At 43.6% G+C, this 13,857-nt stretch carries 19 protein-coding genes; 13 read left to right on the top strand and 6 right to left on the bottom strand.

Annotated elements, in window-relative coordinates; all coding sequences use genetic code 11:
• Positions 1–23: 23 nt before the first annotated feature.
• The 6 genes from kamA (at position 24) to J7E26_RS15425 (ending at position 4,055) form a co-directional block, all read left to right on the top strand.
• The gene (kamA, locus tag J7E26_RS15450; RefSeq protein ID WP_214813896.1) at positions 24–1,448 is read left to right on the top strand and encodes a lysine 2,3-aminomutase; all 1,425 of its coding nucleotides are present in this window, start codon (positions 24–26) and stop codon (positions 1,446–1,448) included.
• Positions 1,448–1,723, top strand: coding sequence for a YokU family protein (locus J7E26_RS15445; protein ID WP_214985047.1), 276 nt, complete (start codon positions 1,448–1,450; stop codon positions 1,721–1,723). The genes kamA and J7E26_RS15445 overlap by 1 nt, the downstream gene beginning before the upstream one ends.
• A 74-nt stretch (positions 1,724–1,797) precedes the next feature.
• A complete protein-coding gene (locus J7E26_RS15440; protein WP_214813892.1) occupies positions 1,798–2,022 on the top strand; it encodes a YozE family protein in 225 nt (74 codons plus the stop codon).
• A gap of 146 nt (positions 2,023–2,168) precedes the next feature.
• Positions 2,169–2,561 (top strand): VOC family protein, encoded by a 393-nt coding sequence (locus tag J7E26_RS15435; protein WP_214813890.1) that lies wholly within the window; start codon positions 2,169–2,171, stop codon positions 2,559–2,561.
• 366 nt (positions 2,562–2,927) lie between these two features.
• Positions 2,928–3,206 carry a DNA-binding protein gene (locus J7E26_RS15430; protein ID WP_214813888.1) on the top strand — a complete coding sequence of 93 codons (279 nt, stop codon included), beginning with the start codon at positions 2,928–2,930 and terminating at the stop codon, positions 3,204–3,206.
• Between the two features lie 168 nt (positions 3,207–3,374).
• Complete coding sequence (locus J7E26_RS15425; RefSeq protein WP_214813886.1) at positions 3,375–4,055, top strand: hypothetical protein; 681 nt, start codon at positions 3,375–3,377, stop codon at positions 4,053–4,055.
• On the opposite strand, the gene J7E26_RS15420 is transcribed toward J7E26_RS15425, so the two are convergent.
• Positions 4,052–4,195, bottom strand: coding sequence for a hypothetical protein (locus tag J7E26_RS15420; RefSeq protein ID WP_214813884.1), 144 nt, complete (start codon positions 4,193–4,195; stop codon positions 4,052–4,054). The two genes, J7E26_RS15425 and J7E26_RS15420, sit on opposite strands and share 4 nt — an antisense overlap.
• 119 nt (positions 4,196–4,314) lie before the next feature.
• Between J7E26_RS15420 and J7E26_RS15415 the strand changes: the two genes are divergently transcribed.
• The 3 genes from J7E26_RS15415 to J7E26_RS15405 all read left to right on the top strand — a co-directional run bounded on the left by J7E26_RS15415 (position 4,315) and on the right by J7E26_RS15405 (position 5,552).
• Positions 4,315–4,488: a YozD family protein gene (locus J7E26_RS15415; RefSeq protein ID WP_214813882.1), complete on the top strand. Its 174-nt coding sequence runs from the start codon at positions 4,315–4,317 to the stop codon at positions 4,486–4,488.
• Positions 4,489–4,560: 72 nt separating this feature from the next.
• Entirely contained in the window at positions 4,561–5,172 is a 612-nt protein-coding gene (locus J7E26_RS15410; RefSeq protein WP_214813880.1) for a phosphatase PAP2 family protein, read from the top strand.
• Positions 5,173–5,231: 59 nt separating this feature from the next.
• Complete coding sequence (locus J7E26_RS15405; RefSeq protein ID WP_214813878.1) at positions 5,232–5,552, top strand: YodL domain-containing protein; 321 nt, start codon at positions 5,232–5,234, stop codon at positions 5,550–5,552.
• Positions 5,553–5,621: 69 nt separating this feature from the next.
• On the opposite strand, the gene J7E26_RS15400 is transcribed toward J7E26_RS15405, so the two are convergent.
• Entirely contained in the window at positions 5,622–5,747 is a 126-nt protein-coding gene (locus tag J7E26_RS15400; protein ID WP_156476276.1) for a hypothetical protein, read from the bottom strand.
• A gap of 140 nt (positions 5,748–5,887) precedes the next feature.
• Between J7E26_RS15400 and deoD the strand changes: the two genes are divergently transcribed.
• Positions 5,888–6,586 (top strand): purine-nucleoside phosphorylase, encoded by a 699-nt coding sequence (gene deoD / locus J7E26_RS15395; protein ID WP_214813876.1) that lies wholly within the window; start codon positions 5,888–5,890, stop codon positions 6,584–6,586.
• Positions 6,587–6,664: 78 nt separating this feature from the next.
• Positions 6,665–7,483, top strand: coding sequence for a M15 family metallopeptidase (locus J7E26_RS15390; RefSeq protein WP_214813874.1), 819 nt, complete (start codon positions 6,665–6,667; stop codon positions 7,481–7,483).
• Between the two features lie 45 nt (positions 7,484–7,528).
• Here J7E26_RS15390 and J7E26_RS15385 read toward each other — a convergent pair whose 3' ends face one another.
• Both J7E26_RS15385 and J7E26_RS15380 read right to left on the bottom strand, forming a co-directional pair.
• A complete protein-coding gene (locus tag J7E26_RS15385) occupies positions 7,529–7,780 on the bottom strand; it encodes a hypothetical protein (RefSeq protein WP_214813872.1) in 252 nt (83 codons plus the stop codon).
• 92 nt (positions 7,781–7,872) lie between these two features.
• Entirely contained in the window at positions 7,873–8,574 is a 702-nt protein-coding gene (locus tag J7E26_RS15380) for a class I SAM-dependent methyltransferase (protein ID WP_214813870.1), read from the bottom strand.
• Positions 8,575–8,720: 146 nt separating this feature from the next.
• Between J7E26_RS15380 and ctpA the strand changes: the two genes are divergently transcribed.
• Together ctpA and J7E26_RS15370 are read left to right on the top strand one after the other, a co-directional pair.
• The gene (gene ctpA / locus J7E26_RS15375) at positions 8,721–10,121 is read left to right on the top strand and encodes a carboxy-terminal processing protease CtpA (protein ID WP_214813868.1); all 1,401 of its coding nucleotides are present in this window, start codon (positions 8,721–8,723) and stop codon (positions 10,119–10,121) included.
• A gap of 437 nt (positions 10,122–10,558) precedes the next feature.
• A complete protein-coding gene (locus J7E26_RS15370; protein WP_396020017.1) occupies positions 10,559–11,971 on the top strand; it encodes a glycoside hydrolase family 30 protein in 1,413 nt (470 codons plus the stop codon).
• A gap of 42 nt (positions 11,972–12,013) precedes the next feature.
• Here J7E26_RS15370 and J7E26_RS15365 read toward each other — a convergent pair whose 3' ends face one another.
• Positions 12,014–13,504 (bottom strand): sodium:solute symporter family protein, encoded by a 1,491-nt coding sequence (locus J7E26_RS15365; RefSeq protein ID WP_214814403.1) that lies wholly within the window; start codon positions 13,502–13,504, stop codon positions 12,014–12,016.
• Positions 13,504–13,704, bottom strand: coding sequence for a DUF3311 domain-containing protein (locus J7E26_RS15360; protein WP_214813863.1), 201 nt, complete (start codon positions 13,702–13,704; stop codon positions 13,504–13,506). Before J7E26_RS15360 ends, J7E26_RS15365 begins: the two co-directional genes overlap by 1 nt.
• Between the last annotated feature and the right edge of the window lie 153 nt (positions 13,705–13,857).

The raw sequence follows: 13,857 nt of genomic DNA, 5'->3' as shown, positions 1-13,857 counted from the left end.
CTTATCCATAAGGAGGAATTCGTTTGGCAAACAAATGGTTTCAACCGAAGCGTCATTGGAAGGAGATTGAACTGTGGAAGGACGTTCCAGAAGAAAAGTGGAATGATTGGCTGTGGCAGCTGACTCATACTGTGAGGACCGTCGATGAGCTGAAAAAAGTCATTCATTTAACGGAAGAGGAAGAAGAAGGCGTCAACATGTCTGTAAAAACCATCCCGTTAAATATCACGCCGTATTACGCATCTTTAATGGACCCAGATAATCCGAGATGCCCGATTCGCATGCAGTCTGTCCCTTTGTCAGAAGAAATGCACAAAACCAAATATGACCTTGAAGACCCTCTTTTTGAAGATGAGGATTCACCTGTACCGGGCCTGACGCACCGCTATCCTGACCGCGTCCTCTTTCTGGTGACGAATCAATGCTCCATGTACTGCCGCTATTGCACCCGCAGACGCTTTTCCGGACAGATCGGTATGGGTGTGCCGAAAAAACAGCTGGACGCGGCGATCGCCTATATCCGGGAGACACCGGAAATACGCGACTGTCTGATTTCCGGCGGTGACGGTCTGCTGATTAACGATCAAATCCTGGAATATATTTTAAAAAACCTCCGCGAGATTCCGCATCTTGAGATTATCCGAATCGGCACGAGAGCGCCTGTCGTTTTTCCGCAGCGGATAACGGATAACCTGTGTGAAATTTTGAAAAAGTATCATCCGGTCTGGCTGAACACTCATTTTAATACGAGCATTGAATTGACGGAGGAATCGGTTGCAGCTTGCGAAAAGCTTGTCAACGCTGGCGTTCCGGTCGGGAACCAGGCCGTTATTTTAGCAGGCATTAACGATTCTGTGCCGATCATGAAAAAGCTCATGCATGATTTGGTGAAAATCCGAGTGCGTCCGTATTATATTTATCAATGTGATTTGTCCGAAGGGATCGGGCATTTCAGGGCGCCGGTCTCAAAAGGTCTTGAAATCATTGAAGGATTGAGAGGGCATACTACAGGTTTTGCGGTGCCGACTTTTGTCGTCGATGCCCCTGGCGGAGGCGGAAAAATCGCGCTGCAGCCGAATTATCTGCTGTCCCAAAGCCCTGATAAGGTCGTGCTCAGAAATTTTGAGGGCGTCATCACCTCTTATCCTGAGCCGGAAAACTATATCCCGAATCAGGCCGATGACTATTTTGAATCCGTCTTTCCGGGAACCAGTGACAAACGGGAGCCAGTCGGCCTAAGCGCCATTTTCGCAGACAAAGAAGTTTCATTTACCCCTGAAAACGTATCAAGGATCAACAGAAGGAAAGCGTTTACGTCAGATCCTGAACATGAAACGCTGAAAAACCGCAGAGAAAAAAGAGATGAATTAAAAGAAAAGAAATTTTTAGCCCAGCAAAAAAAAGGGAAAGAAGGGTCGGAGTCGGAAGTGGCAGGTGAGTCGCCGTGATGCCATGCGAGTGGTGTAATGATCTGAAAACGTCACCGTGCGCGGCGACTGTGTATTGGGAGCTTCCTGACGGCACAAGGGCGATTGAGATTACAGAGACGCCGGCTCTCGCTTGCAACTCCTGCGGGATGACGTACCAAGAAGAGGCTGTCATCGGAGAAATTGAAAATCAGCTTTTCTTAATTGATGCCAAAAAATTGCCGCAAACCCTTACGTATCAAGAGCTGATGCAGACCGAACGCATCTTAAAACGCAATTATTTTGACTTCTCCTAAATTTCTTTTGTTGTAATTTCAGACTCGAAATGTATAATAGTACAACAAAAGACAGTCATCAGGAGGGGAAACCCATGAAATCCTTTTACCACTATTTGATGAAATACAGACATCCTAAGCCGCAGGACGCAATCAGCCGGTTTGCAAACAAGGCATATGAAGATCACAGCTTCCCGAAAACCTCAAGCGATTATCATGAGCTCAGTTCTTACCTGGAACTGAGCGCCGATTATTTAGAGACAATGTCGACATTTGATGAAGCTTGGGAAAAATATGAGACCGAGGTGCATCACGCCTGATGAAAACCGCACATTGTGCGGTTTTTTTGCTTCCATTTGTAAGAGGCCGGGACAAAGGAGGTAATATAATCAGTAAAGCAGTTAAATAATATATAATAAAATCTACGAAAGAAAAGTCATTAATGAGAAGAGAGCGGGGAAGAAAAATGATTAATCAAGTCGGCCAAATCATGCTGTATGTGAATAACCAAGACGAGGCATTAAAATTTTGGACGGAAAAAGCAGGATTCAATGTCGTTTCTGATGAAAACGGCCAAGGATTCAGATGGATCGAAATTGCTCCGACAAAGGAAGCGGAAACGAGTATTATTCTTCATGATAAAGAATTCATTGCAAAAATGCAGCCGGAATTAAACCTGAAAACACCTTCGATCATGTTTTTTACAGAAAATCTCGATAAGTTATATAAAGACTTTTCGGACCAAAACATTACAGTCGGAGACATCGTAAATACGCCATCAGGCAGAGTATTTAACTTTGCTGATCATGAAAAAAACTACTTTGCAGTGATGGAAAAAAAGGGACTGAAGAAAGGTTAGGCAGCCTGAACTCAGCGTAAAAAGGCCGCTCCAGATCAGGAGCGGTCTTTTGTTTATTCATTTAATTGGTTTAATGCGCGTCATTACTTGAACAAGAAACCTGCTGAAAATTGCAAAATATGATCAAGGCGATCTGATCCGACAGTAATAATATATGACAATAATTGATCGTGGCATAATATTAATCATCATTAGTGTCCTGCAGCCTTTTGGGATTTTTGTTAGATAAGTCTTTCGCCAAAGAAAATTTAAAGAAAAACCAGAAAACTTATATAGGGAAAAACATGGAATATTACAGTATAATCGGGGACAAGATCATCATTTTTTTCAAAAGCTTGTTTAATCAAGGAGAAAGGAGTATTTTAAATGGATTCATTATGGATTGGAATTGGATTAGCTCTAATGGGTTATTTCATTGGGGAAGGGTTGAAAAATTTTAAAAACCCGAAAGGAAGTTATTCTGACTGCCCGACATTAATTAAAGAAAAAGACTTGCATTATTACCTTGGATTACATAAAGATGAGGTGAAGGAGCTGTTACACAAGTATCCTAACGCACCAAAAGTGGAATTGAAAGGCACTGTTTATTATCCGTATCAGCAATTTTTAGAATGGATGTCTTCAAATCATATTTATAAAGATTAATCTAGATCATACCGATACTTACTCAAACGTAAACCGCACAATGTGCGGTTTTTTTGTCATTTTGAAGAGGCGGATAAATGGATATTTCCTGTGGTTTTCATGCCCATGCGAAATAATGGCGGCCGGCATACGATAGCGTATGACAGTCCGCGGCAAGGGGGAGACAGCATGAAGCCAAAAAAACCGAAATTTCAAGTGGGAGATATCGTGGTCGTCGTGATGTACGGAACCGTCGGCACCATTACAAAGGTTCATCAAATTGATAAACATTATCTTTACGAGGTCAATCATAATGAAGTGCTTTATTTTGAATCGTCCATCCAGCTTTATAAAGATTATGAGGGCGTTATTGTTGATATGGAAAAACTTGATATCGAATATGAATTTCTGATTGGCGACGTGGTGTATGTAAAGGACTACGGAAAAGAATTGTTCCGTGTCATCGGCCACAGAACAGAAATATGGAGGTATTTAGAGGATGGATGGGAAGATATCATTTATGAGCTGACTCGATTAAAAGATGGAGAGTGGCTTGAAACGGAGGAAGAGGATCTCACGCTGGTTCTGAGAAAATATGAAATGGATCAGTTTGTGCATCAGCTGCTGTTTGTCCACTATGTTGGAGAGACATCCCGTGAGATCGGCGAGGATACAGTCACGTCTGCTCTTCTTCAGTTTGAAGGCGATGCTGATGATCCCGATACTCTGCATGTTTTAGCGGTATCGATTGTAGATGAGCTGCTTGATATTTATAACGATTATAAGATCCTGTATAACATGTTCGGTGACGAAGAGTATAAAGACATGATGAAATTTGTGCTGGAAAGCCTGCGGGAGCATTTCAGCTAGCCGGCAAAAAAACGGACGGCGACATATAAAAACCAGGGCAGACAGCCGGCAAAGATGACAAAAGACATTCCTTTCAGCACTTTTTCCAATACGATATCAAATCCATCTCCGTCCAATACGGCCATCATTTTAGTGATCATGATTTTATTCCTCCGGGGCTTGTTTTTTAAAAAGTATATGAGAGGAAAAAACGTTTAGAACTTTCGGGTATAATTCGGGGGATTTTTTCATAAACCATAAAAAAGGAGGGGGTGTTTGCATGAAAGAAATAGATCTTGTGATTGACACAGAAGAAATCGCTGATTTTTTTTACAGTCAGCTTGCTCAGCGCGGGTACATACCGAGTGAAGAGGAGATCTTTGAAATAGCCGACATCACCTTTGATTATTTATTAGAAAAATGTATGATAGACGAAGAGCTGGATGAAGACTGAAAACGCGGAACCGGAGTGAGAAACTTCGGTTTTTTTCATTCGGCTCCCAGAATGTAAAATGGGGGGAAAACATTGTACAAGCCAGTCGGCCTCTTTACATTATTTATATTGTTAACTCTGGCCATCCGAATCGAAGCCGTTCAGCTCTTTGATGAGCGGGTGATAGAAGCAGCGGTCTCTCTCAGGGTGCCGTGGGTCAGCGAGGTGATGCTGTGGATAACAGAGCTCGGCACGACCGCGGTTTTACTGCCTCTTCTTCTTCTGTCGTGTGCGGTGCTGTATTTTTACAAAAAGACGCCGGATGTTGTTTTTGTGCCGCTGGTGTTTCTGATTGAACGGATCATAAACATAAAGGTAAAAGAGCTGATCGAACGGGTCAGGCCTGCTTATGAACCGCTTGTCCATGAAACGTCATACAGTTTTCCGAGCGGTCATTCCATGAATGCGGCAGTCATTTATCCCGTTATCGCCTACCTTTTCATCAAGCATGTTCCCTTTTTTGCAGCAAAAAAGCGCATCGTGTCTGTATGCACCGGCATTCTCGTTATCTTAATAGGGATAAGCAGAATTTATCTGGGCGCGCATTTTCCGACGGACGTCCTTGCCGGCTTCAGTCTTGGGCTTTGCCTCGTCTCGCTTTTTGCGTTCTTTGACGAAAAGTATCATCCGTTTCGACAAAAATAGAAAGAGGAAAAAGGAGAAAAAACGCTAATACTATTAAGAAATAAGAGGGAGGGATCTTGATGCTGTTATCGCTGCCTGTGTTTAAAAAGAAGACTTGTGCCTACGATGTGACGATTTTTCAAACACCCCGATATGGCGAGAAAAAAGGATACAAAGTCGTCTATCGGACTGAACTGGCTGCTGACAATCATCAAGACGCACTGAAAAGGGCATTTTCTGTTTTTAACGTGCCTGACACGGTCCCAAACGACTATCAAGCCAGGTTTATAGCGACCGGAGATGTTATTCTCATAGACGAAGGCAGAAAAGGGAAGACCTATTACAGGCTCGATCCTGCGGGGTGGAGTAAAATTAACCGTTTGCTCGTACAGCCTAAATGAGACAGCAGCCGGCTTAAAAGGCCGGCTGCTGTCCCCCACTAAAAATGCGGAGATATCCGCATTTTTTTATTATGGCTTCCGTTTAGCGGCAGAATGCTCTTTTCCGTGTGCTTCATCAGCCGCAATCACGTCTGATACGGGAATGTGGTTGTTCTTCTTCTGGCCGGTGACCCGGTTCCGCTGCTTTTTACCCATCATGATCCCTCCTTTTCTTCTCCGGCTTATGATCGCTAGCTATTTTACCCATAACCGGGATGATCAATGCTGATGATTGTCTCATCACGTTATTCAGTGTACAATGATTGGGAGTTTTAATATGGCAGGAGGAAAAGGATATGAGTGTACATATAAATGCAGAAAAAGGTCAGATTGCCGATACAGTGCTTTTACCCGGCGATCCGCTGAGAGCAAAATTTATCGCGGAAACGTATCTTGAAAACGTGGAATGCTACAATGAAGTCAGAGGAATGTATGGGTTTACAGGTACATATAACGGCAAAAAAGTATCCGTTCAAGGCACGGGAATGGGAGTTCCGTCCATTTCCATTTACGTGAATGAGCTGATTCAAAGCTATGACGTTCAAAATTTAATCAGAGTCGGTTCATGCGGCGCCATCCGCAAAGATGTGAAAGTGCGCGACGTCATTTTGGCCATGACTTCTTCAACGGATTCACAAATGAACCGTGTGGCATTCGGCAGCATAGATTATGCTCCTTGTGCGGACTTTGATCTGCTTAATAAAGCTTATCAGGCCGCTCAGCAAAACAACTTGCCTGTGGCGGTAGGAAGCGTATTTACGGCGGATCAGTTTTATAATGAAGACTCTCAAATCGAAAAGCTTGCCAGATACGGCGTGCTTGGCGTTGAAATGGAGACGACGGCATTGTATACGCTTGCAGCGAAATACGGCAAAAAAGCACTGTCCATCCTGACAGTGAGCGATCATGTATTAACGGGAGAAGAAACAACGGCAGAAGAGCGCCAAACGACATTTCATGATATGATAAAGCTGGCGCTGCATACTGTATCGTAAAAGCAAGATGAGGGGCATGCTAAACAAAGCAGCCTCTTCTTTATGCAGCTGATTCAAAAAAAGAAAGGTAAGGGTAAAATGAAGAAATCCAGTAAATGGTTCTCGCTCGCTGCGGCTCTCAGCGTAACCGCTATCGTGGGGACCGGCTGCAGCATTTCAGGCGGCGACAGCCATAAGGACACAAAAACCACTGCTGAAACAAAACAATCTGACGACGCATCAAGCAAAAAAACAACGAAGACACAAGACAACGACTTTTTATTGGAGAGTAAATATTTTAACAATATTAAAGAAGTGAACGGGCTTGAGACCATTCAAAACCCTAAAAACACACTCGCGCTTGTGAACAAGACATACACACTGCCGGGAGATTATAAACCAGGTGATCTCGTCGTACCGAAAGTTGACTTCTCTTTCACTGAGAAAATAGAGAAAAGATATATTCGGAAACCCGCTGCCGATGCCTTGGCGGAATTATTTAACGCGGGGAAAAAGAAAGGTTATGAACTGGTTGCCGTATCAGGATACCGCTCTTACGACAGGCAGAAAGTTATTTTCGATAATGAAGTCAGCCTGAAAGGTGAAAGGAAGGCGAAAGAAGCAGTCGCATACCCGGGACAAAGTGAGCACCAGACGGGGCTTGCCATGGATATTTCCAGCAAAAGCAACGGATTTGAGCTGAATGAAGCGTTCGGAAACACGGCAGACGGCAAATGGGTGAAAGACCATGCGTATGAATACGGTTTTATCATCCGCTATCCTAAAGGCAAAGAGGACGTTACAAAATATGAGTATGAACCATGGCATTTGCGTTATGTAGGCAAAAAAGCGGCAAAAGTGATGCATGATCATCATTTAACGCTTGAAGAATATTTTAATGAAGTAAAGAAAGTTTAATAATAAAAAAAGCCCGCTTAAAAACCATAAAGCGGGCTTTCTTTATTACCAGAAGAGTAAACCTCCAAGCGCAAATCCGGTAATTAAACCAAGGCCGATACCATAGGCTGCTCCCCAGCCTCCCCAGCCTCCCCAATATCCGTACCCGTACCCTCTGTGACGGCCGCCGACAGGGGCGATATACACTTTGCTGTTAGTCACCCGTACGATTCTTCCGACATGGACCCTGCCGTTTCGTTCTGTAATCCTTGCTACTTTTCCTTGGTGCTGTCGGCAAATATGATAATAGTTTTGCATCTTTTCTCCTCCTATCCAACCTATCTTTCTATGTCAGCTTATGATAGAGTGCTATAAAAAGGTTGGACGAAAACAGGAGGACAATCGCCGTTTTACTTGTAAGCGACAAAAGCGCAGTGTCCCATATATTCACTGTACGTCTGCATAAGCTCATAATGAGCCGTCAGCGTATCGTAGTGAACCGGCTGGATAACGGGCGACAAATCCATTTCTGTAGTCGGCTCCTGCGCATTGTTTTCATAGAAAGCGGGAATGAAATCCGCTTTCTGAAAGCCTTGCTGAAGCAATCTCTGTTTCCATGCCGCTTCATCTTGTAATACGGTAAAACCGTAGAAGTCTTTTATCTGCGCGATGGCGTTTTCCGGCAAAGGTTTTTTTAAAGCTGCTTCAATGCCGATCAGCATGCCCCCGGGTTTAAGGACCCGCAGTATTTCAGACAGCGATGAATCAAGATTTGAAAAGGTGAGAACTGATTCAGAAAGGACGGCAGAAAATTGGTTTTCAGCAAACGGAAGCCGCTCAAGCTCCGCCAAATAGACCGGAATGGTTAAGCCTTCAGCGGCAAATCGCTTTGCTGCTTTTTCAAGCATAAGAGGATCCTTATCAACACAGGTGACGGGATACAGCAGCTGGCTGAGGTAAGCGGCCGTCTGTCCCGTTCCGCAGCCGGCGTCAAGGATCGGCTCGCCAGGAGGTGGAGCCGCTTTTGTGAGAACAGCTTTAGAATAAGCGAGTCCGCCTGGGTGAGCCCCTCCGACTCCGAATAAGGACAGCATTTCTAAATATTTGCTCAAAGTCCGAATCCTCCTTTCTCCCTCAGCATATGTTGAGAGAAATGCATAGGTTTGGGTAAAGGGGAAAGAAGGGCGCTTCACGTTTGAAGTTGACGAATAAGAGTTCGTCTATGATAATAATGAAAGAATAAAAAGGTGGTGTTTACTTGAAACGGCAATTTAAACTGTTTTTTATCGTGCTGATCACAGCAGTTGCAGCCTCAGCCCTTACGTTATTTATCACGGGCAATACGACCATTTTCGGACAAGGCTCAACAGCGTTTGGCAATAGCAAATTTGATAAATTCAATAAAGCTTACGAGCAGATCAAAAGTGATTATTACCAAAAAACAGACGACAGCAAATTAGTAGACGGAGCGATAAAAGGCATGATCAGTTCCTTGGATGATCCGTATTCATCTTATATGGATCCGCAGGAAGGAAAGTCTTTTGAAGAAACAATTTCCGCTTCATTTGAAGGCATTGGCGCGCAAGTAGAAGAAAAGGACGGCAGCATACTGATCGTATCTCCTATCAAAGGATCACCCGCGGAAAAAGCCGGTGTTAAACCGAATGATCAGGTCATTAAGGTGAACGGCAAAAGCGTTAAGGGCCTTAATGTAAACGAAGCTGTTGCATTAATCCGCGGCAAAAAAGGAACCAGCGTCAAGATTGTGTTACATAGAGCGGGAGTCGGCGATATAAACCTGTCGATTAAACGTGACACCATTCCGGTCGAAACCGTGTATTCTGAAATGAAAAAAGGCGGCATCGGCGAAATTCAAATCACTTCCTTCTCTGAATCAACGGCAAAAGAGCTGAACTCAGCTATTGACAGCCTTGAGAAACAGGGGGCAAAAGGATATATTTTGGATTTAAGGGGCAACCCCGGCGGTCTGATGGATCAGGCGATTAAAATGAGCAATATGTTTATTGATAAAGGAAAAAATATCATGCAGGTGGAATATAAAGACGGTACGAAAGAAGTCATGAAAGCGACCGAAGAGCGTAAAGTGACGAAACCGACAGTCGTGCTCGTCAATGACGGTACGGCAAGCGCGGCAGAAATTATGTCAGCAGCGCTGCATGAATCCTCCGGCATTCCGCTGATTGGCGAAAAAACTTTCGGAAAAGGCACCGTGCAAACAGCAAAAGATTACAGCGACGGTTCAACCGTTAAACTGACCATCGCGAAGTGGCTGACAGCCGACGGCGAATGGATCCATAAAAAAGGCATTAAGCCGCAACACGCAGTAAAGCTTCCTGATTATGCGAACCTGCCGTTTTTAGATGCCAAAAAAACATATCAATACGGTGACTCTGGCACAGATGTGAAAAATGCGCAAAAAATGCTGAAAGCACTCGGATATAAAGTGAATGTAAACAGCACGTACGATAAAGCATTTGAAGCAGCCGTTAAACAATTCCAATCCAAAGAGAATTTGAAACAAACAGGAATCTTAACGGGAGACACAACGACAAAACTGATGACGGATCTGCAGAAAAAGCTGGCCGACAACGATACACAAATGAAAAAAGCCATTGAAACAATAAAAAAGAAAATGTAGCAGCCCGATAGCAGGCCGCAAGTAAAAACACCTTGTTACGTTATAAACCGCTAGCGTTATGACGTAACAGGTGTTTTCTGTTTCACGGAGGAAAGTCTGATTATAGTTTCATGGCTGATGTGTGCTTAACAGGTTTCTTGTAAAACGGCTATTGGCATGGACAAAACTGCGTATAAGCCGAGAAAAATGAGTACAGCTTAAGTTTAGAAAAGCTTCATCCCAAGGTGCCGTCTGATCTATTCAGGATTCGCTTTTTTTTGTAAGCGCTTTCTCGGTGAATTTTTGAGATGAAGATGAACGAAAGGAGGTGAACTGGATCAGTCCGATTCACAGTTGTCATCCATTGGATTATGAAAAAAGGGGAGGGAATTGAATATATGACTTTTTTAAAATTATCGCTGGCTCTTCTGCTTACTTCTTTACTGTTAACAAGCAGTATGGGAAACCCTGTTCATGCGGCTGATCATAAGGGAACCGGCAAAAATAAAGTACGGGTCTGGTACAGCTCAGAAAAAGACCCGGCGTCCCGCTCCTGGTATGATGGACCAAAAGAAGTCACATACGCTTTAGACGAACAAACCCCCCTTACGTTAAAAAAGAAGAAAGCGTCTGACTCACAAGCAATTTATATCGATCCGTCACAACGTTATCAAAGTATTTTAGGCATAGGTTCGTCTTTAGAAGAATCTTCGGTAAATAATTTATCCAAAATGTCTCCTGAGAAGAGAGAAGAAGTGCTGAAAAAACTGGTGGATCCGCATGAGGGTATTGGTATGGATGTGATGCGTATTACAATCGGGACTTCAGATTTTACGGCTCAGGAGTTTTATACGTATGATGACATGCCTAAAGGCAAAAAGGATCCCAAGCTTAAAAATTTCTCTATTCAAAAGGATATTGATTTAAACATTACAGCAACAATTAAGCAAGCGCTGCGTATTAATCCTAAGCTTAAAATCATTGCTTCTCCATGGAGTCCGCCGGCATGGATGAAAACGAATGAAAGTCTCAGCAGAGGAAAGCTTAAAGATCAATATGTTGATGAATTGGCCGCCTATTACCGAAAATTCATTGAAGCATATAAAAAACAAGGGATTCCAATTTACGCAATGACTCTTCAAAATGAACCTTTACTGGAAATAGATTATCCGAGCATGTACATGCCGCCGGCCCAGCAGCGCGTGCTCGCTATTACATTGAAAATGGAAATGAAAAAACATTCAATAGATACGAAAATATGGATCTATGATCATAATGCAAGCGGGGCTTGGAACTATATCCCGCCGATTTTAGATAATAAAAAAGGAAATCAAGCAGCAGATGGTATTGCTTTTCATGATTATGACGGGGATCTTTCGGTCATGTCTGAGATCGGAAGGAGATATCCTGAAAAATCAATTCATTTAACAGAACGGTCTGTGTGGGGAACAGAGGGTGCGGATCGGATCGCTCAATATTTCCGTAACGGCGCTTCCAGCTACAATGCCTGGGTGACAATGCTTGATAGTCATATTCAAACCCATCATTGGATAGGTACGCCTGATCCAACCTTGTTTATTCAGGATGCTAAGAACCCTGATCATTATTGGAACATACCGATTTACCATATAACAGGGAACTTTTCTAAATTTGTGGACCGAGGAGCAAAACGGATTGAAAGTAATTACGGCTCCAAAAACACAGTGACAAATGTGTCGTTCCTTAATCCTGACCATTCGATTGTTACAGTCGTCATCAACCAAACATCCTCGAACCAAACATTCCGTGCCGTTTCGGAACATAAGCAGTTTGAAGCCGTCATTCCGGCTAAAACCGTTGCAACCTATAAATGGGATCATAAAAAGAAATAATCACATCACAAAGCCGGCACGGGATACGTGCCGGCTTTCATATTACGCGCCTTTTTGATTCAGTTTATCAGAGGAAGTTTTACCGAATAAACCTTCTTTCACTGCGTTTGAAGCCGCTTTTTTCACAAAAAACCGATTTAGAATAACGACGGCTGACAGATTGGAAACCAAACCCCAGAAGCCCTCATAAATGCCGTGGGAAGATTGGGTTATGTTTACTGTAAACGTCACAATAAGACCGACGAGCAGACCGATAATCGTCGCTTCTTTCGTTTGATTTTTCCAAAACAAGCTGACGGCGATGGCCGGGAAAATCTGCACCATTCCGGAAACGCCCAGCAGCTGCAGCGTAACGAGCGCCGTCGGGAAAAGCATTCCGAACAAAAGCGCAAGACCGATGACGACAAACACCATAGAACGGGTGATGATCGTCAGCCTGCTTTGTGAAACATTCGGATGAATCAAATCGCGGTACAAGTTATTCGCAAATAAGTTAGAAGCCCCGATAGCCATGATGGAACACGGGATTAAAGAAGCAAGAGCGATGGTTGAATAAGCAAAGCCCTGCGCGACGCCGCCGTAAGACGTTTGAATCAGCTTAAGCAAAGCGAGCCGCGGATCGGTGTCCTCCGGCAGTACAAGAAACGCAATGAAGCCGAGAAAAATGACAAGAATCAAGACAATGTTATAAAGCGGCAGAAACATACTGTTTTTACGGACCGCATCAGCGCTTTTTGCCGTAAATACTCCTGTCGCGGCATGCGCCCACATAAAGAGAGCCAGCGCCGATACGATGGAAGCCGTAATAAACCAAGGGATTCCTTTCGGCCCTGATGAAGGAATCGTCAGCATTTGCGGCGCTTTTTGCGCCATCGTGTGAATCATCGGCATCCAGCCGTGAAAATGAATCAGCGGGAGTGACACAACCATAAACAGCATAATGACCCATACTAAAATATCTTTAATAATGGCTGTGAAAGTAGGACCCTTAATACCGCTGAAAAAGGTATAAAGCGCAACAAGAACAAATGAAATGATGACCACCATGTTGACATTAATTACACCTGTCCCGGCTACCTGAAGCGTATCCTGAATGCCGCTCAGCTGCAGACAGATATAAGGAATCAGCATGAGGACACCGACAATGGCGACAAGGCTCGCCAAAAGCTTGCTGTCAAAACGCTCCCGGGCGTAATCAGCAAGCGTTGTCAATTTATGTATTTTCGCTACCTTCCAAAGCTTCGGCAAAAAGAAATAGGCAATAAAATATGCCAGCACAGAATACGGTATCGCAAAAAAGGCCACGCTTCCCCCGGTATAGGCAGTGCTGGTCAGCCCTAAAAACGTATAAGCGGTATAAAGGTCGGCGCCGACTAAAAACCAGACGAGCAATCCGCCAAAACGCCTGCCGCCGACAGACCACTCTTCAACAGATGCGCGGGCTGATTTGTCTCTTCCGGCGATAAAGCCGATACAGACGACGGTTAAAACGATAATGGCTGTAATAATAAGTGCGGTAACATTTGCGGGCATCAATCCAATCCTCCTTGTTTCTTCTGAAGCTTATAAATGCAAAACGAACATAAAGGAGTGACTGCTATCCATAAAAGCAGCCAAAAATGAAAAAAAGGCAGCCCGAATATAATGGGATCAATCCGATTAGCGAGCGACAGAAACGCAAGCTGGCTGAAAGGAATGAAGACAAGAATGAAAATTAATGCTTTTCTGACCATTTACTTTCCTCCTGGAACCTGATAATGCTCCTTATAATAGCAGTTGTCAGATAAGATCACAAGATATTTTTCAGAAAAAAAAGATTTCTATTATTATTTTAACCGAAGCGCTTTGATTGCATTTGCACCGGAAACAATTTAAAATAATGAATA

Source organism: Bacillus sp. ISL-51, from assembly GCF_018613535.1.
Taxonomy (GTDB): domain Bacteria; phylum Bacillota; class Bacilli; order Bacillales; family Bacillaceae; genus Bacillus.
The sequence above is the reverse complement of the archived record's forward strand: the minus strand, read 5'-3'. Positions and strand labels throughout refer to the sequence as shown.

Coding starts and splice junctions, on each gene's coding strand:
- J7E26_RS15415 (WP_214813882.1), top strand. CDS start 4,315: ATGAAAGAAATAGATCTTGTGATTGACACAGAAGAAATCGCTGATTTT.
- J7E26_RS15430 (WP_214813888.1), top strand. CDS start 2,928: ATGGATTCATTATGGATTGGAATTGGATTAGCTCTAATGGGTTATTTC.
- J7E26_RS15420 (WP_214813884.1), bottom strand. CDS start 4,195: ATGATCACTAAAATGATGGCCGTATTGGACGGAGATGGATTTGATATC.
- J7E26_RS15385 (WP_214813872.1), bottom strand. CDS start 7,780: ATGCAAAACTATTATCATATTTGCCGACAGCACCAAGGAAAAGTAGCA.
- J7E26_RS15425 (WP_214813886.1), top strand. CDS start 3,375: ATGAAGCCAAAAAAACCGAAATTTCAAGTGGGAGATATCGTGGTCGTC.
- J7E26_RS15435 (WP_214813890.1), top strand. CDS start 2,169: ATGATTAATCAAGTCGGCCAAATCATGCTGTATGTGAATAACCAAGAC.
- J7E26_RS15360 (WP_214813863.1), bottom strand. CDS start 13,704: ATGGTCAGAAAAGCATTAATTTTCATTCTTGTCTTCATTCCTTTCAGC.
- J7E26_RS15405 (WP_214813878.1), top strand. CDS start 5,232: ATGCTGTTATCGCTGCCTGTGTTTAAAAAGAAGACTTGTGCCTACGAT.
- J7E26_RS15440 (WP_214813892.1), top strand. CDS start 1,798: ATGAAATCCTTTTACCACTATTTGATGAAATACAGACATCCTAAGCCG.
- J7E26_RS15400 (WP_156476276.1), bottom strand. CDS start 5,747: ATGGGTAAAAAGCAGCGGAACCGGGTCACCGGCCAGAAGAAGAACAAC.
- J7E26_RS15445 (WP_214985047.1), top strand. CDS start 1,448: ATGCCATGCGAGTGGTGTAATGATCTGAAAACGTCACCGTGCGCGGCG.
- J7E26_RS15365 (WP_214814403.1), bottom strand. CDS start 13,504: ATGCCCGCAAATGTTACCGCACTTATTATTACAGCCATTATCGTTTTA.
- J7E26_RS15390 (WP_214813874.1), top strand. CDS start 6,665: ATGAAGAAATCCAGTAAATGGTTCTCGCTCGCTGCGGCTCTCAGCGTA.
- J7E26_RS15370 (WP_396020017.1), top strand. CDS start 10,559: ATGGGAAACCCTGTTCATGCGGCTGATCATAAGGGAACCGGCAAAAAT.
- deoD (WP_214813876.1), top strand. CDS start 5,888: ATGAGTGTACATATAAATGCAGAAAAAGGTCAGATTGCCGATACAGTG.